Here is a 20,373-nt window from a genome sequence, read left to right on the forward strand (position 1 = left end):
TTTCATTTTAAAAAAACCTGCTGACAAACTGTTGTCATAATCTGCTATTACCTTTGTCTTAACATTAACAAACAAAAATAAAAACGTTATGACAACTACAGCAACAGCTACAAAACAATTTATCTCCGCAGATCAACTTTTAGAACATTGGCAAGGTCACAGAAATCTGACGAGAAGAGTAATTGAATCATTCCCTGAAAAAGAATTATTTGAATTTTCAGTAGGCGGGATGAGACCTTTTGCAAAACTTGCTACCGAACTCCTAAGTATTGCCGGTCCGGGTCTAAAAGGTATTGTTGAAGGAAAAATGGACGCTTTTGACGACGAAACGGCTGCACCAAAAACCAAGGAAGAGCTTTTGGCAAAATGGGATTCTGAAACTGAAGTAATCAACCTTTATTTCAACCAGATTTCTCAAGAAAGGTTCCAGGAAACATTCAATTTATTTGGTCAGTATGAATTTCCGGTATATCAGAATATTCTTTATTTTATTGATAATGAAATTCATCACCGAGGGCAAGGCTATACGTATTTAAGAGCTTTGGGAATTGTACCACCTTTCTTCTGGGAAAGATTCTAGCAACATTGATGCATTTAATTTAAAATTCTCTCTCAGATTTTGCAGATGTAGCAGAATGAATTTAAAAATCTGTGAATATCTGTCGAATCAGTGGGAGATTTTTTTCTACGAATAGTCGAATATTTTAAGCATAAAAATTCTTTGAAACTTTCTGAATTAATTCCTTCATGGTTATTTTCAAATATTCAGGTTCGATGATTTCTGCATAATCTGCGAAAGTAATCAGCCACCGCGGAAATCCATCAGTAATCCATTCTGTTTCAAAGGTTAATTCAAAACCTTTTTCCGTTTCTTTTTCTTCGGTTAGACCATAGTATACTTTGGAATTTCCCAAATGTCCCATAATTTTTTTATCTACCAAAAGCTTAACAGTCGTTTTATTTCCGTTTGGTTTTTTTCGGTAATCATTGATTTGTCCGTATTCCTGTAAAAATGGAGTTTGGGTTTTAATCAGTTTTAAAATCCTGTCGATTCTGAATTGCCTGAAATCATTTCTCAAAGTACAATAAGCAATAATATACCAAAAATTAAATTCAAAGAAAACACCTACTACTTCAATTGTTCTTGTCGAAATTTCTTCATTTACCGCTTTATAATCGATTGAAATCTGAACCTTTTCGGCTATGCTTTCCAAAATAGTTGGAATGATGTTTTTAATTTTATCTTCAGTTTTCGGGTAATTATCAAAAATATCAATTTGCTTTTCAATGTTTGCCAGCAAATTTCTGTCAGAATATTTCAGTACTGAACGAACTTTTTCCATGGCCGTTCTATAATGATTTCCGAGACTTTCGTGTGAAAAGCGCTGCATTAGTTTTTCGGCAGTAATAAAACTCAGAACTTCTTCTTTAGTAAACATAATGGGCGGAAGTTTGTAGCCATCCATCAGAGAATAGCCGCTTCCGGCTTCGCCAATGATGGGAATCCCGGCATTTTCCAAGGTTTTTACATCTCGATAAATCGTTCTTATACTCACGTCAAATTTTTTCGCCAAATCTTGCGCTCTTACAATCGGTTTTGACTGTAATTGGGTTAGAATTGCTGTTACCCGGTCGAGTTTTTTGAGGTAATGGTCGTTCATTTTTTAGTGAGAAGTTACAAATGAAAAATGAGAGGTTCGTTGATGCAAATTTAGACTAATATGAATGATTTTTTAACTTTTTATTTACCACAAGGAACACAAAGGTTTTTCACAAAGTTCACTAATATTTGTGTTCATTGTGAAATTCTTAGTGCTCCTTGTGTTAAAAAGACATAGTAAAACACTTAGCATTGCACTATTCATTGTTACACTCCTACATTGTTAAATTGCTACATTAATTTTTAAACGTATTCACCAGTTTATCCAGATTCAGACTTCTTGCAGAAGCATCAAAAATTTCTCGGTAAGTTCCATTCATTTGTACCAATTCATCGTGGGTTCCGCTTTCTACAACCTGTCCTTTTTTCATCACATAAATTTTATCAGAATCTAAAATCTGTGAAAGGGAATGCGAAATAATCACAACGGTTCTGCCTTCTTTTATGGCGTCTAAAGAATTTTTAATCTGTTCGGTAGCAATCGCATCGAGACTTGCAGTCGGTTCATCAAGGAAAATAATCGGCGGATTTTTCAGAAATAATCGCGCAATCGCAATTCTCTGCTGCTGTCCACCTGAAAGTTGAGTTGCATCATGTTGATATTTTTCAGGAAGATCTAAAATTTGTTCGTGGAGATAAGCTTTTTTAGCTGCTTCTTCAATTTCTTCAAAACTCGCATTCATGTTTCCGTAGCGGATGTTGTCTTCAATACTTCCCTGAAAAATATGATTTTTTTGGAGAACTAATCCTAAATCATCACGAAGAAAGGTATTGTTATAATTTTTTAAATCAACTTTATCCAAAATAATTTCTCCTGAATCGGGAAGATAGAATTTACAAAGGAGATTGATGATGGTTGATTTTCCGGCTCCGCTTAAACCGACTAACGCAGTGGTTTTTCCATTCTCAATGGTCATCGAAACATCATGAAGCGCCTGAGTTCCGTTTGGATACGTGAAATTGACATTTCTCAATTCAAAATTTCCTTTTATTTCGTTTTCTACAAAAGTTCCGTTGGGCTCAATCTCGTTTTCAGCATTTAAAATATCAAAATAACCTTCCGCATAAATCATTGCATCATTCATGTCATCATAGATTCTGTGAAGCTGTCTGATTGGCGAAGAAACATTGTTAAAAAGCATAATGTGAAGCATGATGGCGCCAATCGTCATTTGTTGATCTAAAACCAGATAAACCGTCAGAAGAATAATTAAAACAACCCCAAACTGCTCAATAAAAGTTTTTAAACCATCATAAATAAAATTGGTTTTTCGGGTAAACAGTTGGCTCTCCATCAGCTGCATCTGCAAATCGTACTGTTTTTTGCCTTCAAACTTTTCGCGGACAAAACTTTTAATCACCATAATCGAATTGATTAAATTTAAAAGTCCTGAAGTTTTCTGTTCTCGTTGATTTCTCAATGTACGTCTTACGCCGCCGAGTTTTTTTGCCTGTAACGAACTGATGTAAAAATAAATCGGAACAATAATCGTAGAAACCAAACCGACATACACATTCTGGATGTACATGATAATTAAAGCAATTATCGCATTTGAGAAAAGCGGTAAAATATCAATGAAAAAGTTTTGTACCAATCTCGTTAAACTCTCAATTCCTCTGTCAATTCTAATTTGAAGTTTCCCAGATTCGTGGTTTTCGTCATTAAAATAAGCAACTCTGTACGTCAAAATCTTGTCGATTGCGGATTGTGCTAAAACTGAACTTACATTAATCCTGATTTTCTCACCATAAAATTTCTGTCCGAAATTGATGAAAATATTCAGCAGTTCTTTTCCCAATAAAATGATGGAAATAAGAATTAAAATATGAATTCCTTCACTCATCGGATGCGGAAGGTGTGTCAGTTTAGTAACTTCATCCACTGTATATTTTAAAACTAAAGGGTTTACCTGTGCCGCCAAAGCGCCGAGAAAAGTAAGAAACAAAGTTCCATAAATCATCGGTCTATAAGGCTTTATAAACGGAACCAGCTGTCTGTAAATTCCGAATAACGTAACTGTTCTATTAAAAGGTTTTGCCATGAATTGGTTTTAATGAAAAAACGTACCGTTTCTGAAAGAAAAGGTACGTTTTATTATATTTTTCAGCAAATAATTTCGAAAAACTTTGATCTTAGATTAATTTTAAACCATTAAGATAGTTTAGTTGTTAAGGATAATATTCTGTGTATTTTAAGATTAACCAATGTAAATGATTAAGCGTTGTGCTTAAATCAATTTATTGATTTTTAAAACCTCTTACAGCTAAAAAATCTTAATGTTAAATTATTTATCCCTCAAAAACATAAGTCGTCAGATAATGCAGTTCAGATTTGCTGGCTGCTTTAGAATCTGCGTGTGCCTGTTCTAATGAATAATTTGAATTGATTTCTTTTTTCTGGAAAGCAAAAGAATTATTGGCATTTTTATCGACAACATCATTAAAAATATGCTGAATTTCTGAATTTCCTAATGAAGCAAAACTAATATCTTCAAATCCGTACATCAATCTCAAATCATCAAACTGAGCAAAATTTTCATCTACAAAACCTTGGAATTGAGATTTAGATTCGAAATTTCCTGCCCAAATATTGTACGCATAGCTTTTCTTGCTAGGTTTGTCGAAGATGCTCTGATAAACGAAGTTTTCACCCAAATACGCCTCTCTTACTTGTGGATCATTTGCCAAATCTTCAGGAAGACCTTCTTTCAGGATCTTTCCTTCAAACATGATGTATGTTTTGTTGGTAATCGCCAAAGTCTGTTGTACGTTGTGATCGGTAATCAGAATTCCGATGTTTTTATCGGTCAAGCTTCTTACAATTTTCTGAATATCTTCAACGGCAATCGGGTCAACTCCCGCAAAAGGTTCATCCAAAAGAATAAAACTCGGGTCAGTTGCCAAACATCTTGCAATCTCGGTTCTACGTCTTTCCCCTCCGGAAAGAAGATCTCCCCTGTTTTTACGAACGTGCTGAAGAGAAAATTCTTCAATCAGCTCGTCACATTTTATCTGTTGCTCTCTTTTTGAAAGTTTTGTCAGCTGCAAAACCCCCAAAATATTGTCTTCTACTGAAAGCTTTCTGAAAACCGAGGCTTCCTGTGCAAGATAACCGATGCCTTTTTGGGCACGTCGGTACATTGCATCAGAAGTAATTTCTTGTTTGTCCAAGAAAATTCTTCCCGAAGTAGGCTTTACCAAACCTACGATCATATAAAATGAAGTGGTTTTTCCCGCTCCGTTCGGACCAAGCAAACCAACAATTTCTCCCTGCTGAACCTGTACAGAAACGCCTTTTACAACTTTCTTGGGACCGTATTCCTTGATTAAGTTTTCTCCTCGTAAAATCATAGTCGCAAAGATAAAGTTTTTTTGAATTCGAAATTTATTACAAATCTGTCAGTTTTTAATTTTAGGAGAGTTTAACAAACATATTGTAGTAGCGATTTTCGAATTGTAATCAATCGAAGCGACATTACTGTATAAACTAAACCTAACAGCTTTTCAAAACTTACAGGTTTTTGACGACCATTAGTTCAAGGAAAATAAGGTTGTACTTTTATTTTTAAAAAGAAAAATCTAATTTTACACTTTAATTATTTCCTTGCAATACGCTCAAATTATTTTACCGCTCAATCTGAAAGGAACTTTTACGTATAAAGTTCCTGAAGAATTATTACCAATAATTCAGCCTGGAATGAGAGTTTTGGTGCAGTTTGGCGGAAAAAAAATTTACACGGGAATTGTTTTTGAGTTGCATGATGAAGAACCTACTCAGTTTGTTCCGAAGGAAGTCATCAGTATTTTAGACGAACAGCCGATTTTACCACCGCAACAGATTAAGTTCTGGAAATGGCTTTCAGATTATTATCTCTGTAATTTGGGCGAAATTTATAGGTTTGCTTTTCCGTCTTCTTTAAAACTGGAAAGTGAAACCTATCTTAAACTAAAGCCAAATGCTACCGTTGAATTTGAAAATCTGGATGTCAATGAGATGTATTTAATTCAGGCATTGGAAGTTCGTCAGCTGATTAATTTAACGGATATTGAAGCATTTATCCCGAAAAAGGATATCATTAAAACCATCAATTCTCTGATTGATTTACAATACATCGAAATCGATGAGAAAATCGCAGAAAAATACAAAGCAAAAGAAGTTGCTTATGTGAAAATCAACGATGAGGTTTTGAATAATAATGACCTGACTGAGGTTCTGTTAAAATTAAATAAAGCTAAAAAACAAAAGGATCTTTTCCTTCATATTTTAGAAAAACAGACTGAGAATCCTGATTTACACATCAAAAAATCAGAATTGTTTGAAGACGGATATTTTGCAAGTTCCCATTTAAAATCTTTGGCAGATAAACATCTTGTCGAAGAATATTACATGCAGAAAGACCGAATCGAAAGTTATGAAGGTGAGATTGAAGAGGTTGAAGAACTAACTGAAGTTCAGAAAACTGCAAAAATTGAAGTAAATGAAGCGTTTGAAGAAGGTCGAAATGTATTGCTTCACGGCGTTACTTCATCAGGAAAAACCCATATTTATTTAGAAAAAATCGAAGAATGTATTTCAGAAGGAAAAAATGTATTGTTTTTGCTTCCAGAAATTTCTTTAACGAAACAAATTACCCAAAGATTAGAGAAAAAATATGGAAGACAGCTTGGTTTTTATCATCAGAAACTCACCGATTTTGAAAAGGTTGAAATCTGGAGAAGAATTAAAAATAATGACATTTCCGTCCTCATTGCGACAAGAAATTCCTTGTTTTTACCTTTTCAGAATTTAGGATTGATTGTGGTAGATGAGGAGCATGATTCCGGGTATAAACCGAGAGAAGTTTCTCCGTTTTTCAATGCAAAAGATGCGGCTTTGGTTTTGGCTAATTTTTATGGAGCAAATGTGATTTTAGGCTCTGCAACCCCTTCTGTGGAGAGTTATTATCTGGCAAGAAAAGAAAAGTTAAAATATGTTTTTCTGAATGAAAGATTCGGAAATGTAAAGCTTCCTGAATTTGAGTTGATTAATTTTAAAGAAGCACAGGATTCTAAAAAGGTTTCAGGCAATTTTTCGTTGAAATTAATTGATGAAATCAAAAAAACGTTGGAAGAGAAAAATCAGACGATGATTCTTCATAACCGTCGTGGTTATGCTAGTGTTTTGGAATGCGAATCTTGCGGTTACGTAAACTACTGCTCCAATTGTGACGTGGTAATGACGTATCATAAAGCAGCAAACGAAATGAAATGCCATTATTGCGGTCAAAGAGCTTCAAAACCAAAAGCATGCCCGAAATGTTATTCCGAGAATTTAAATGAAAGAGGCGTAGGAGTGGAGCAGATTCATGAAGAAGTTTCTAAGATTTTTCCTGACAGTGAAGTTGACAGAATGGATGTTGATTCGATGCGGAAAAAATTTGCCTACGAAAAATTATACGAAAAAATTGAGGACCGGGAAACCGATATTATAGTCGGAACACAAATGATTTCCAAAGGTCTGGATTTTGATCATATTGAATTGGTGGCAATTCCAAAAGCAGATTCTATGCTGTATGTGCAGGATTTCAGAGCGGAAGAAAGAGCGTATCAGCTGATTACGCAGGTTTCCGGAAGAGCGGGAAGAGTTTCGGGACAGGGCAGAATTTTAATTCAGACCTTTAATCCCGATCATTCTGTTTTTCAGTTGATTAAAATGAATAATATTTCTAAAATTTATAAATACTTCCTCACCGAACGACAGAAATTTAACTATCCGCCTTTTACAAAGCTAATCATGATTGAGATGAAACACAGAAGGGACGAAAAAGTGAATCGTGCTTCACAGTTTTTAGGATCAATTTTAAGAAAATATCTTCCCGAAGATTGTATTTTAGGCCCTGAAAGAGCGCAGATTGCAAGGTTAAACAATCTTTATCAATTCCAGATTTTGCTTAAGCTTCCACGCGGAAAAAACTATGAAAAATTTAAAAGTCTTGTTTTATTAAGTTTAAAAGAATTTGACGAAATCACTGCTTATCAAAGTATTAAAAAAGATATTTTTGTGGATTTTTAACAAAATTTAACAAATTTTATAGGGTTTTATAATAGTCTACTGAACCACCATACAACAATAATTTCTACATTTGGTCGTTGATTATATGTTTGGAATTTAACTAACGATTTAACCAATCCTTTTTTAAGCTATCCAAAATATGACAAAAAGAAAAATTAGATGGTAAATTTCAGAAAATATACTTCAGGTATTACGGTCTTGACTGCTGGTTTTCTACTTGCTCAATCGACCGTTTCTACAGTTCTTTACTCTCAGAATTACGACAATCAGAAAAGTAGCTTAAACCTTCCTTCGCCGGCTGCGTATGTGGAAAAGGCTATTCTGTCGCCAAAAGAACTTGTAGATATCAGTGTAAACACGATGATGACAGACCCTGTGCTGAAAAATGCGTCTTGGGGATTTGTAGTCTACGATCCGAAAACGAAGAAAATTATTTCTTCTTATAACGAAAATACTCCGCTTGTTCCAGCTTCTACAACCAAATTGTTAACCACCGAAACGGCAATGAGCATGTTGGGTGAAAACTACCGTTGGATGACCCAGTTGGAGTATTCAGGGGAAATTGATGAGAATGGAGTTTTGAACGGTAATCTTTATATTGTAGGAAGTGGTGATCCAAGTTTAGGAACCAACAAAGCAGGAGCCTGGTCTTACAAAGATATCGTTTCAGATTTTGCAGGTGGTATTGCACGCGAAGGCATCAAAAAGGTAAATGGTGATATTATTATTCAGACAGCGCTTTTCAAAGGTAACATTTCGAGACTTCCGGAAAATGTTGTGTGGTTAGAAAACAATAATTACTACTTACCCGTTGGTACAACCCGTGAAATCAATCCGGCAAATGAAAAACTGATTGTAAAAAAATCAATGAATGCTGCGGCAGACAAAAAGTTCTTCTATGTTTCGCCTTATGCGAACCAAATGGTGTATGCTGAAAAATATGAAGGAGACGGAACTTTAACGACTAAATTACCGGATGCTCCGGCTTTTCTTGCCAATTCTTTCAAAGCAAGTCTTGTAAAGAGCGGAGTTGCAGTTACAGGAAAAGTAACTCCAAGAATTACAGAATCTTCTCCAGAAGTTAGAAAGATGATTGCTGCTTACAAATCTCCTACTTTGGGTGATATTATTTATTACACTAATCAACGAAGCGATAATTCTTTAGCAGAAGCCTTATTGAAGACCGTTGGTTATTTCAAAATGGGCGATCAGACTTCTGAATCAGGAAGATTAGTTGTAAACAGCCATTTAAAAGATATCGAATTTGACCTTGAAGGTCTGAACTATATGGATGGAAGCGGGCTTTCCAGAAGCAATCATGTAACACCAATTTCCCAGGTGAAGTTTTTAACTTCTCTGATGAATGAGAAATATTATAAAACGTATTTCAACTCCCTGCCAATTGGCGGACAGTCAGGAACGTTGAAAAGTATGTTCTTAACAGAAGGAAACGGACAGGTTTTTGCAAAAACAGGAACTCTAAATAAAGTAAAAACTTTAGCTGGTTATTTAAAAACCAATTCTGGAAGAACACTTTGTTTTTCTTTAATGGTTAATAACTATGCAGGCTCAGTGGGTCAGGTAAAAAGCAAGATGGAGCAAATACTCAAACCAGCCTTAGATTTATAAATAAAAATTAACTTCATACAAAACCTTTCAATCTCAGATTGAAAGGTTTTTTTTATCTTTATTGCCTAATTATCTGACTATGAGAAAATTTTACCTTCTATGTTTAAGCCTCTTTGCTGTTCATACATTATCAGCTCAAAGCGCACATGAAAACATTGAGAAGAAGGGGTTAATTAAAAAAGAAATGAAATCTTTTGAAGCGAAAATGGCTGCAGGAAATATCAATCCCAATACGCTAAACTACGATTTGCAGTATCAGCGAATGGATGTTTCTATTGATCCGGCGGTGCACAATATTTCGGGTTCTGTAACTTCCCACTTTAAACCGAATCAGGCAATGAACAGTATTTATTTTGATTTGAATATAAATATGTTTGCTACACAGGTTATTTATCACGGTCAGAATTTAGTTTTACAGCAGTTTTCTTCCAACGAACTAAAAATTGATTTCCCAAATACATTACCTGCCAATGTTTTGGATTCTATCACCATACAGTATCACGGTGCACCTTCACTTGCCAATAATGCATTTTTCACCAATACACAAGGCAGCAGCGCTGTTCTTTCTACTTTGAATGAACCTTATGGTGCACAAGACTGGTTTCCTACGAAGCAAAGTTTGAATGATAAGATTGAAAAATTTGATATTAAAGTAACGACTCCTGCGCAATACAGCGTAGCTGCAAATGGTAAATTAATGTCGGAAACGATTTTAGGAAACGGGCAGAAAAGAACATTTTGGAGAACACAATATCCTATAGCTGCGTATCTTGTTGCTCTTTCAATTACCAATTTTGTTAAACTGAATGATACGATGGGAACACCGCCTTTTCCGTTTGTAAATTATCTGTACCCTTCCACAAGTACTGATGCAACGAGTATGGCAAATATTGATTGGACAAAAACGGTGATGGACACTTTCGAAACTTATTTTGGAGCTTATCCTTTCCGAAATGAAAAATATGGTCACATGGAATTCACAGCCGGAGGTGGAATGGAACACCAAACGATGTCTTCAATGGGGGGATGGAGTAAGCAATTAATTGCCCACGAATTGGCTCACCAATGGTTCGGAGATAAGGTTACCTGCGGAGCATGGAATGATATTTGGCTCAATGAAGGGTTTGCTACTTTTGGAGAGCATGTTGCCTACGAAAAACTGATAATGACCAATTCAGGATTTTTAAATTATCTGTTAAGTGAAAAAAACTATATTACAAGCGTTGCGGGAGGAAGTGTATACGTTGCAGACAGCAATTTAGGAAATGTCAATTCTATTTTTAATGGAAGATTAACTTATTCAAAAGGAGGATATGTCGTAAGAATGATGAAGTGGATCTTAGGGGATACCGTATTTTATCAGGCATTAAAAGATTATCATGCAAGACCTAATCTGGCTTACAGTTATGTCAGAACTTCAGATCTAAATGCTTCTTTTTTAACTTCGACAGGAAAAGACTTTACAGAATTTTTTAATGACTGGATCTACGGACAGGGTCATCCAACGTACGATATTCGTTGGAAACAGGTCGGAAATCAGGTTACTTTTAAAGCGTCACAAACTCAAAGTCATTCTTCGGTAAATTTCTTTGAGATGCCGTTGCCGATTAAAGTAACAGGAACAGGTGGACAGACTGCTTTTTTTGCATTAAACAACACTTCAAACAACCAGTATTTTACGGAAACGGTAAGTTTTCCGATTGCTAATGTTCAGTTTAATTATGAATACCAGATTTTGGAGAGAAATTCAACGGTTACACAGGATAACAGCTTAAGTACTGTTGATTTTAAAGCTGAAGAATTTAATATTTATCCAAATCCGGCAAAAGATGAATTGTTTATTTCGGGACTTAAAAAAGAAACAGAATATCAGATTTTTACCGCTGATGGAAGATTGATGAAAAAAGGAAAAACAGATAAACAGATCGATATTTCTCTTTTAGAAAAAGGAGTTTATTTTATTAAAGTTGTCAATTCGAATTTCAAATTTGTAAAAGAATAAATAATTTATGGTATTGATTTTCAATGTATATTTGTTTTAATAAAACAACAACTATGAAAATTACAAAATTATTCTTCGCTTTATTGCTTTTCTCTACAACTTTATTGGCAATATTAGTTTCCTGTGGAAATAAAAATGTTGAGAATCCACTGTTGAACACACAATGGAATGGTCTTGCAAAAATTCCTCAGGAAACTGAAGTTGTCTTAAAGTTTTCTAAGGATAAAATAGATGTTTTACTCGGCAATAAAGTTATTGAAAACATGAATTACAGTATCACTAATGAAGAAATTACTTTAGTGAAAAATTCCGGCGGAACTCCTTGCGATGCTGGATCTACAGGAAAGTATAAGTATGAAATTATAGGCGAGAATCTTATAATGACATTAATTTCCGATGAATGTACTGCCCGAATAAAATCTTTACAAGGAGTGATTTATAAAAAATATGATGTAAAAAAATAAAGTAGATCTTACATCTTTAATTTCAATCTTTCATTTTTATGAAAGCTTTTCGGCTTAAATTTATATGGAATTAATTTTCATGAAGAATATTTGATAGACGTTAATGATCAGGATGTTATATATTTTAAATTTTGAACATTAAATAAATATAACGGGAAATATTTACGATATTGAAAATAAGGTATTAATTTTGCAGTCTTGTAAAATTATAACTTGTTGATTCATTAATTGTTAAATATTTTCTATGAGAAAAACTCTATTTACTTTAATGGCATTTATGTCGTTTGGAGCGTTTTGTTTTAAAGCGCAGGTGCAAAAAATCTCTTTTGAAAGTTCAGAAGGATATACAGTTGGAAATTTGGCTGGCCAACAAGGTTGGGTTGCATGGGGTGGACTTCCTGTCGGAAATGCACAGGTTGTAAATACACTCCCTACAGATGGAACAAGGTCTTTTAGCATGATCAGTAACGGGTTGATACAAGAGCCATGTGGAGTGGAAAAAAATATAACGAGTCTTGTTACAAGTACTGATGTAGAGATTTCTTTTGATTATAATTTCGGTGGGCTTAATTCTTCGTCTTATGAAATTGCCATATATAATAATGCATTAATTTCAGATTACACGGCTTCTTTTCAGATTGACTATCAAACCGGGATGCTGAAATACAGAACTGCAGCAGGATTGGCGAATGGTCCTTTATTAACGGCTAATACATGGAATAAATTAAAAGTAATTATTAGACAGTCTGACAATACAATTCAATATTTTTTAAATGGAAATCAAATTTACTCAGGTGCGCTAGGTGCGAACAAAAATGTACAGGCTATTGATTTTGTATACGATGATTTTGGAACAGGCTTCAGAGTTGATAATATTCAGATTAATAATCTTCCGACTTTATCTACAAATGAGCTTTCAAAAAAAGAATCCATAAAAATTTATCCTAACCCGGCTACTGAAAGATTAAGTATAGAAACAGATGGGAAGATCAGTTCGATTGCAATTTTCGATGCAAAAGGAAGTTTGATCGGAAATATTCAGGAAAACGGTATTTCTAACGGAAAAGTTGTAAACGTTTCAGATTTGCTTACCGGAGTTTATGTTGTAAAAGTGAAGACTTCTACTTCGGAATTTACCAAGAAGTTTATTAAGAAATAGGTTTTAGCTGGAAGTTGGGTGTCAAAGTTATATGTTACCAGAAAGTACAATCAATTTTGGGAAAAAGCATTGAATTGGAGGCTAATTTAGCACCTAACTTCTATCATCCAACTCAAGAAGCTTTCTTCATCGCTTTTTCTGCACGTTTATTTGCGATTTTAACTTTATAATTAAACCATTTTTCTCTAAAAACTTTTCTCATCGTATTATCGAAATGTCTGATGATAACTAAATTTTTAAACCCTCTCCATTTTTCCAGCCAGCTTGAGGGCAAGGCACGAACAGAAACGGAATATCCTTCGGTTTCGTATTGTATATAATGCCACCATCCGGAAGGTATGTAAAGAGTTTCTCCTGGTTTAATGACAGCTTCATAACCATTCAGAAATTTCAAAGCAGGATATTTTTCATAATCTGGTTCCTGAAGATTAACTAAGCTGTGAAAATTATAAGGAAGCTTATACATCAGATCAGATTGCTCCCAAGGAAATAACCAGATTCTTTTAATTCCCTGAAATTGGGTGATGAAAACGTGCGACATATCAATGTCAATATGATTCCGTGTAATCGAACCTTTTCCACCGAAAAACATAAAAGGAAGCCACTTTAAAACTTTCCCTTTCGTAACATCTTTGTAATAAAGATCATTTTTCAGCTCAGGTTTAATGCTTAAAAGATTAAAAAGGAAAAGACGATATTCTGTAGTTTTTGTGCTGATGAGATCTAAATATTCTGCAAAAGTAGTTTCAGCAACAGGTTTACTGGCCACTCTGTCGATAGATTCTAGCTCACTTCCGTAAACATTGACTTTCGTTTCACCTGCGATTTGTTTAAAATATTCATAATTCCATTTTTGATAAGCCGGGCTGTCTTGTTCAACAAAATCTTTTAAAATTATGGGTTTGCAGGCTTTCATGTGATTCGAAATAAATTCTTCCGGCTTTATATTTTGGGTAGTTTTTACCTGTGTCAATTTCATTATGATTCAATTTTAAAATTCAAATATAGTTATTATCCTATTAAATTAGTAGACTAACAAGACTGAATTTTCAGAAAATATAAGGTTGTATCAATAAAAATGGCTAAAAGTATTTTGTTTAAAGCCTTTTTATTAAATTAGCCCAACTTAAATAATATTATAATGATTTCTAAAAAGTATCTTGAAAACTTACAGAACGAATTACAAAATATCGATAACGACGGGCTTTACAAGAGAGAAAGGATCATCACTTCTCAGCAAAGCGCAGAAATCGAAGCCAACGGAAAAAAGCTGTTGAACTTCTGTGCCAACAATTATCTGGGGTTATCAAATCATCCCGAAGTAATGAAAGCTTCACAGGATATGATCGAATCTCACGGTTACGGAATGTCTTCAGTACGTTTCATCTGCGGAACTCAGGATATTCACAAGCAATTAGAACAGAAAATTGCTGAATTCTTAGGACTTGAAGATACTATTCTTTATGCGGCTTGCTTCGATGCGAATGGCGGAGTTTTCGAACCTTTGTTTACGGAAGAAGATGCAATTATATCAGATGAATTGAACCATGCTTCAATTATCGATGGAGTTCGTCTTTGTAAAGCAGCAAGATACCGTTACAAAAACAATAATATGGAGGATCTGGAAGCTCAGTTAATCGCTGCTTCAGAAAAAAATCACCGTTTTAAAATTATTGTGACTGACGGCGTTTTCTCAATGGACGGAATCGTTGCTGATTTAAAAGGAGTTTGCGATTTAGCCGATAAATATGATGCTTTGGTAATGGTTGACGATTCTCACGCAACAGGTTTCATTGGAAAAACAGGTCGTGGAACTCACGAAGCCAACGAAGTGATGGGTAGAGTAGATATTATTACTTCTACTTTAGGAAAAGCTTTAGGTGGAGCTTTAGGCGGATTTACTTCAGGAAAAAAGGAAATCATCGATATGCTGAGACAGCGTTCAAGACCTTATTTGTTCTCAAATTCTTTGGCTCCGGGAATTGTGGGTGCAGCGTTGAAGGTTCTGGAAATGATCTCTGATGATACTTCTCTTCGTGATAAAGTGATGGATAATGCTTCTTACTTCAGAACAGAAATGAAAGCGAAAGGTTTTGATATTCCAGACGGAGATGCTGCCATTGTTCCTGTCATGCTGTATGATGCTAAATTATCTCAGCAAATGGCTGAGAAATTGATGGATGAAGGAATTTACGTAATTGGATTCTTCTATCCTGTTGTTCCTAAAGAAAAAGCGAGGATCAGAGTACAGCTTTCGGCCGCACATACAAGAGAACATTTAGATAAAGCAATTGCAGCTTTTGAAAAAGTTGGAAAGGAGTTGAGAGTGATTTCTTAAAAAATAAATACTTCTACAATTGTAGAATAGAAACAGAATTTCTATATTTACAGAAATTCTGTTTTTTTTATGTTTAAAAATCTCATACTTACGGTATTTTCGGTTATGGTTTTTGTTTCTTGTCAGACCAAAATGAACCAATATATAAAAATTTCTAATAAAGTTCAGAAACGCCACGGAAAATGGAAAGAAGAATATCCTGTCGATAAGGATACACTGGTTACCTTCGGAAGATATCATAAAGGAGAAAGAGTGGGCGTCTGGAAAACATTTTTGGGAAAAAAGCTTTATCAGAAAGAAAAAATAGGAAAGAAGCAATCCAAAATGTTTGTTTATCATCAAAACGGAAACATTATGGAACGCGGACAAAGCAAGCTCGATATTTCTGAAAACGAACGCCATTGGTATTATTTCGGTGACTGGAAATATTATGACGAAAATGGAAAACTGAAATACATTAAAAGATACACCGATGGTAAAAAAATTGACAGCATTTCTGTCAACCCATAGGAACGGGCTTCAGCCCGTTTTCTTTTTAAATATTCCTTACTGGCTTTAGTCGGAATTTATATAATACATAAACATAATTAAATTTAATAAATAAAAATAATAATGTTATGTGAATTGTTCACCTACTTAGTATTTTTGCCTTAAATTCATCAACAAAATCATTATCTTTGCACACAAATTTTTACGATGCTTTATACCATTATCAAGGCGTTGCACATTATTTTCATGGTCAGTTATTTTGCGGGAATTTTTTATCTCGTAAGGATTTTTGTGTACTATAAAGATACTGATGCTTTTTCGGAAGAAAAAAAGTTGATTCTCAGGGAGCAATACACTTTTATGGCAAGAAGACTGTGGAATATCATTACCGTTCCTGCCGGAATTATCATGGCAGTTTGTGGTTTAGTGATGATATTTCTAAATACTGGTTTGATGAAAACTCCTTGGTTTCATTTAAAGCTTACTTTCCTGATCGGATTGGCAATTTACCATTACTGGTGCTGGAAAAAAGTAAAACATATAGTTCAACTGAACGGAAAAACTTTAGAAACAGCCAATTTAAAACTGAGACAGGCTAACGAAATTGCCACATTTATTTTATTTTTGGTCGTTTTTACCGTTATTCTAAAATATCAGGTCATTGAATATTGGTGGCAATTAATCACCGGATTTTTCGTTCTGGTATTTTTAATCATGATGACGGTGAAACTGGTGAATAAGAGAAAGAAGAATTAATAATAGTTATAAATTGTGAGTGATGAATTATAAGTTGAATCATACCCATAACTAATAACCTATAACTTATACTAAAAACATGTTTGCAATATTTAAAAAAGAACTTTGGAGCTATTTCGGGAACTGGAGCGCATGGATCATCATTGCGGCTTTCAGCCTGATAACAACTCTGTTTTTGTTTTTTTTCGAGAATGATTCCAATATTTTTGACATCGGATTGGCTTCTTTACAAAGCTATTTCGTTTTGGTACCCTGGCTATTGATGTTTATTGTTCCGGCTTTGTCGATGAAAACTTTTGCGGAAGAACAACAGACGGGGACTTTAAACTGGTTATTTTCACAGCCTCTGAAAGTTTCAGAATTGGTTTCAGGGAAATTTCTTTCAGTTTGGGTTGTCGGCATTATGTGTCTGATTCCTTCGGTCATTTATTTTTATACGGTGTATGTTTTGGGAGTTCCTGAAGGAAATATCGATATGGGAATGACTTTAGGAAGCTACTTCGGTTTAATGATTCTCATTGCAGCTTTTTCAGGTGTTGGAATTTTGGCTTCATCGCTTTCTCAGAATCAGATTATGGCTTATCTTTTGGGAGTTTTCATGTGTTTTATCATGTATTTCGGAATTGAGCAGCTGGCAAGTTATAAATTGTTAGGTGGAGCAGATTTTATCTTACAGACTGTTGGTTTTTATCAGCATTTCTTAGGTTTTACAAGAGGACTTATCGATTTTAAAGATGTTGCCTATTTTGTTTTTATTATTGGCCTTACACTAGCATTGTCTAATCATTTTATCAATAAAAAGAAGTAAAAAACATGAAGAAGATTAACCTAAAATCTCCATTTGCCATTTTATTGATTGGAACTTTTGCCGTTGCATTGGTTCTTGCATTTTCGGGCATCAGATTAGATTTAACTAAAGAAAAAAGATATACACTTTCCGAAAGTACCATCAAAGTTTTGGAATCGGTTAAAAAGCCTTTGACAGTGGATGTTTACCTGGAAGGAGATTTTCCGGCAAATTTCAAACAGTTGCAGAGTGAAACGAAATTTATGCTCGAAGAATTCAGAAAAATCAATTCGAAAATTGATTTCAAATTCATCGACCCGATGAAAACTAAGATGTCTCAAGACACTTTAATGGCAATGGGAATGCAGCCTTCGGTTCTTCCGGATTTTAAAGACGGAAAAGTTACCCAGATTTATTTGTTTCCGTACGCAGTGGTAAAGTATAATCAGAGAGGAATTTCTATACCTTTGGTTGTACAGCAGGCAAATATTAATGCAGATGATCAGTTGAGAAAATCGATTGAAAATTTAGAATATAATTTAGTTTCAAATATCAAAGCGGTAGCAACAGACAAAAGAAAAAAGGTTGGAATTCTGGTCAATCAGGATGAACTGAGTCCAACGGAATTTGAAAGTTTTATGAGACTGGCAACGGAAAGCTATGATGCAGGTCCGATTGTCCCTAAAAACAATGTTGAAATTACCCAGGCGGACGTTCCGTTATTGAAACAGATGAGTGCTTTGGTGATTGCAAAACCAAGAAAAGCTTTTACGGATGGTGAGAAAGTAATCCTGGATCAGTACATCATGAACGGCGGAAAAACACTCTGGATGATTGATGCCGTAAATGCTGAAATGGATACTTTGACAAGAGCTAAAAAAGTAATGCCTTTCCCGGTGGATATCAACATGACCGATTTCTTTTTTAATTATGGTTTAAGAATCAATCCTGCTTTGGTAAAAGATGTGAAAAAATACGCTCTTTTAAAACTTGTAACAGGTGAAGTGGGCGGAAATGCACAATATTCAAGCCTTCCGTGGCCATATTTCCCTTTAGGTATTGCAGAACTTGATCATCCTATTACAAAAAATATCAATCCCGTAAAATTAGAATTTCCTACATCGATCGATACTTTAGGCGGGAAGAAATTTAAAACCCATGTTTTATTTGAATCAAGTGAAAGAACTTTATTGAAGCAGGTTCCGAACTATGTTGAGCTAAAAGAAATTGCAAGTGTCGACAGTCTCGGGCAAATGGAAAAACCAAGCACGCCAAAGATTTTTGCAGTGGCTTTGGAAGGGAAGTTCAATTCGGCTTATGCTTCAAGAATTGAAAGAAAATCTTACCCTGGATTCAAAGCATCAAGTCCTGAAAATAAAATGATTGTGATTGCAGATGGAGATGTGGGGAGAAATAAAGTTATCAAAGGGCAGGCTCTACCTTTGGGAGTCGATATGTTGACTGACGAGCAGTTTGGTAACGAACAGTTCCTTAGAAATGCGCTGGATTATCTTCTCGACGACAGCAATCTGATGGATCTGAGAAATAGAAACATCGAAGAACGTCTTCTCGACCGCCACAGAATCACCGATGAAAGAACAAACTGGCAATACCTGAATTTGCTTTTACCTTTAGCAATTATCGGACTTTTAGGAGGATTGTTCTTCTGGTTAAGAAAAAAGAAATTCGGATAGAATATATAAAAAGAGAAACCTCACAGTTTCTCTTTTTTTGTTTAAAATATTATTTCCAAATATAATTTTTGCTCCAATCATAAAAGCGCTTAATTTCTTTTGCGTTATCGTGATGATATTTTTTTATATCTTCAGTCTGGGACGGCAGAAAAGCAATATAGGTAAAAGGCTCTGTTAAATTTTGCTCTTTCATTTCAATAAAATAAGGAGCTAAAAATTCCCAGTAAAAACCTTTATTATTTTTTTGTCCTTCTTTCAACACAGCAAAGATACTTTCAAATTTATCGATTGCTTTCTCGCACTGAGTCTTGTTTTTGTTTTTCTCGTCGAAATCCAAAGCGGCAGTCATCGATAAAACCACATCTACCATTGAGAAATTGTTTTCTTTTTTTCCATTCCCTGCGGCCTGTTCCATTGTTTTCTCATTAATATTTAAACTGATATTATTCTCATCAGTCTGAGTGACTCCCTGTTGCATCAAATCAATTACAGAATCCAGATTTGCTTTTGCACGAGATGTTTTATTATCAACGGCAAGATATCTGAGTGAAGCTAAAATAGAAATGATGCGGTGTTCACGGCTCAAAGCTGCTATTGCATTAAGTGAACCGGGATGGTCCGGTTTTAGGACAAGGGATTTTTGGAACTGTTCCAGAGCTTTTTCAATCTGATTATCATTCACTAAAGTAATACCTTTGTTAAAGTATAACTGGTGAAAATTAGGATATTTTTTAATTCCTTCATCATAAATTTTTATTGCTTCTTGCGGTTTTCGTGCATGATCTAAACTGTTACCATAGGTAAGATAAACCGTTTTTATATCTTCTTTTGGATATGTCGAGATTGCTAATTTACAAATATTGATGGCTTCATCATACTTTTTTGAAGCTTCCAAAGTCATAGCTTTCTCAGATAATGCGAACAGATTATTTTTGTCAAGTTTCAAAGCTTCTTCATATTTATTCAGAGCTTCTTCAAATTTACCTCCATCATGAAGAATAATACCTTCACTAACTTTAGTTTCAGCGGCATTTTTATCTTGGGAAAAACTTAAAATAGGAATTATTGCTAACAACAGAAATTTTCTCATGGCTTTAGTTTTGGTAATTTTCAAATATAGAAAAATCTTTAACTAAAATCACACATCAAAAAAATACTATTATAAGTTGGGTGAAATATTACCCAATTTAATAGGTATTAGAGCCTTTTTTCCAATAAACCTGTTTAAACTTTTATTTTTCTTAGAAACAAGATAGAGAAAGCTAAATAATGTAGATTTATCCAAGTGATATTCAATTTTTCAAACCTTATTAACAGCGCTTTGAAACTATCCAACCAAGCAT

General features: G+C 34.5%; 15 protein-coding genes and 1 pseudogene. 11 read left to right on the forward strand and 5 right to left on the reverse strand.

The window, feature by feature from the left end; genetic code table 11:
- The first annotated feature begins 88 nt into the window (after positions 1 to 88).
- Positions 89 to 580: a DinB family protein gene (locus ACR1PN_RS16250; RefSeq protein WP_378181401.1), complete on the forward strand. Its 492-nt coding sequence runs from the start codon at positions 89 to 91 to the stop codon at positions 578 to 580.
- Positions 581 to 704: 124 nt separating this feature from the next.
- Here the strand turns inward: ACR1PN_RS16250 and ACR1PN_RS16255 are convergent, their stop codons facing one another.
- The 3 genes and pseudogenes from ACR1PN_RS16255 to lptB form a co-directional block, all read right to left on the reverse strand.
- Positions 705 to 1,661, reverse strand: coding sequence for a helix-turn-helix transcriptional regulator (locus ACR1PN_RS16255; protein WP_433980879.1), 957 nt, complete (start codon positions 1,659 to 1,661; stop codon positions 705 to 707).
- A 235-nt stretch (positions 1,662 to 1,896) separates the two neighbouring features.
- Positions 1,897 to 3,621, reverse strand: coding sequence for an ABC transporter ATP-binding protein (locus tag ACR1PN_RS16260; protein ID WP_433980893.1), 1,725 nt, complete (start codon positions 3,619 to 3,621; stop codon positions 1,897 to 1,899).
- A 664-nt stretch (positions 3,622 to 4,285) separates the two neighbouring features.
- Positions 4,286 to 5,011 (reverse strand): annotated as a pseudogene (lptB, locus tag ACR1PN_RS16265) (LPS export ABC transporter ATP-binding protein); the annotation flags it as partial.
- A 253-nt stretch (positions 5,012 to 5,264) separates the two neighbouring features.
- On the opposite strand from lptB, the gene priA reads away from it, so the two are divergent.
- The 5 genes from priA (at position 5,265) to ACR1PN_RS16290 (ending at position 12,966) form a co-directional block, all read left to right on the forward strand.
- On the forward strand, positions 5,265 to 7,712 hold the full coding sequence (priA, locus tag ACR1PN_RS16270; protein WP_433980880.1) for a replication restart helicase PriA: 2,448 nt from the start codon (positions 5,265 to 5,267) through the stop codon (positions 7,710 to 7,712).
- Between the two features lie 159 nt (positions 7,713 to 7,871).
- Entirely contained in the window at positions 7,872 to 9,341 is a 1,470-nt protein-coding gene (gene dacB / locus ACR1PN_RS16275) for a D-alanyl-D-alanine carboxypeptidase/D-alanyl-D-alanine endopeptidase (RefSeq protein WP_433980881.1), read from the forward strand.
- Between the two features lie 79 nt (positions 9,342 to 9,420).
- Positions 9,421 to 11,343, forward strand: a complete 1,923-nt coding sequence (locus ACR1PN_RS16280) for a M1 family aminopeptidase (RefSeq protein WP_433980882.1) — start codon at positions 9,421 to 9,423, stop codon at positions 11,341 to 11,343.
- A gap of 53 nt (positions 11,344 to 11,396) precedes the next feature.
- Positions 11,397 to 11,807 (forward strand): hypothetical protein, encoded by a 411-nt coding sequence (locus tag ACR1PN_RS16285; RefSeq protein ID WP_433980883.1) that lies wholly within the window; start codon positions 11,397 to 11,399, stop codon positions 11,805 to 11,807.
- Positions 11,808 to 12,051: 244 nt separating this feature from the next.
- On the forward strand, positions 12,052 to 12,966 hold the full coding sequence (locus tag ACR1PN_RS16290) for a T9SS type A sorting domain-containing protein (RefSeq protein WP_433980884.1): 915 nt from the start codon (positions 12,052 to 12,054) through the stop codon (positions 12,964 to 12,966).
- A 112-nt stretch (positions 12,967 to 13,078) separates the two neighbouring features.
- On the opposite strand, the gene ACR1PN_RS16295 is transcribed toward ACR1PN_RS16290, so the two are convergent.
- Entirely contained in the window at positions 13,079 to 13,945 is an 867-nt protein-coding gene (locus ACR1PN_RS16295; RefSeq protein ID WP_433980885.1) for a cupin-like domain-containing protein, read from the reverse strand.
- A 162-nt stretch (positions 13,946 to 14,107) separates the two neighbouring features.
- On the opposite strand from ACR1PN_RS16295, the gene kbl reads away from it, so the two are divergent.
- The 5 genes from kbl to gldG all read left to right on the forward strand — a co-directional run bounded on the left by kbl (position 14,108) and on the right by gldG (position 19,030).
- Positions 14,108 to 15,304, forward strand: a complete 1,197-nt coding sequence (gene kbl, locus ACR1PN_RS16300; protein ID WP_433980886.1) for a glycine C-acetyltransferase — start codon at positions 14,108 to 14,110, stop codon at positions 15,302 to 15,304.
- Between the two features lie 69 nt (positions 15,305 to 15,373).
- Positions 15,374 to 15,814, forward strand: a complete 441-nt coding sequence (locus tag ACR1PN_RS16305; protein WP_433980887.1) for a hypothetical protein — start codon at positions 15,374 to 15,376, stop codon at positions 15,812 to 15,814.
- Between the two features lie 186 nt (positions 15,815 to 16,000).
- Positions 16,001 to 16,549, forward strand: a complete 549-nt coding sequence (locus ACR1PN_RS16310) for a CopD family protein (protein ID WP_378181433.1) — start codon at positions 16,001 to 16,003, stop codon at positions 16,547 to 16,549.
- A gap of 79 nt (positions 16,550 to 16,628) precedes the next feature.
- Positions 16,629 to 17,357 (forward strand): ABC transporter permease subunit, encoded by a 729-nt coding sequence (locus ACR1PN_RS16315; RefSeq protein ID WP_433980888.1) that lies wholly within the window; start codon positions 16,629 to 16,631, stop codon positions 17,355 to 17,357.
- 5 nt (positions 17,358 to 17,362) lie between these two features.
- A complete protein-coding gene (gene gldG, locus ACR1PN_RS16320) occupies positions 17,363 to 19,030 on the forward strand; it encodes a gliding motility-associated ABC transporter substrate-binding protein GldG (protein ID WP_433980889.1) in 1,668 nt (555 codons plus the stop codon).
- A 49-nt stretch (positions 19,031 to 19,079) separates the two neighbouring features.
- Here the strand turns inward: gldG and ACR1PN_RS16325 are convergent, their stop codons facing one another.
- The gene (locus ACR1PN_RS16325; protein ID WP_433980890.1) at positions 19,080 to 20,120 is read right to left on the reverse strand and encodes a tetratricopeptide repeat protein; all 1,041 of its coding nucleotides are present in this window, start codon (positions 20,118 to 20,120) and stop codon (positions 19,080 to 19,082) included.
- Positions 20,121 to 20,373: the final 253 nt, after the last annotated feature.

It is taken from the genome of Chryseobacterium sp. RLHN22, from assembly GCF_051011795.1.
Taxonomy (GTDB): domain Bacteria; phylum Bacteroidota; class Bacteroidia; order Flavobacteriales; family Weeksellaceae; genus Chryseobacterium; species Chryseobacterium zhengzhouense.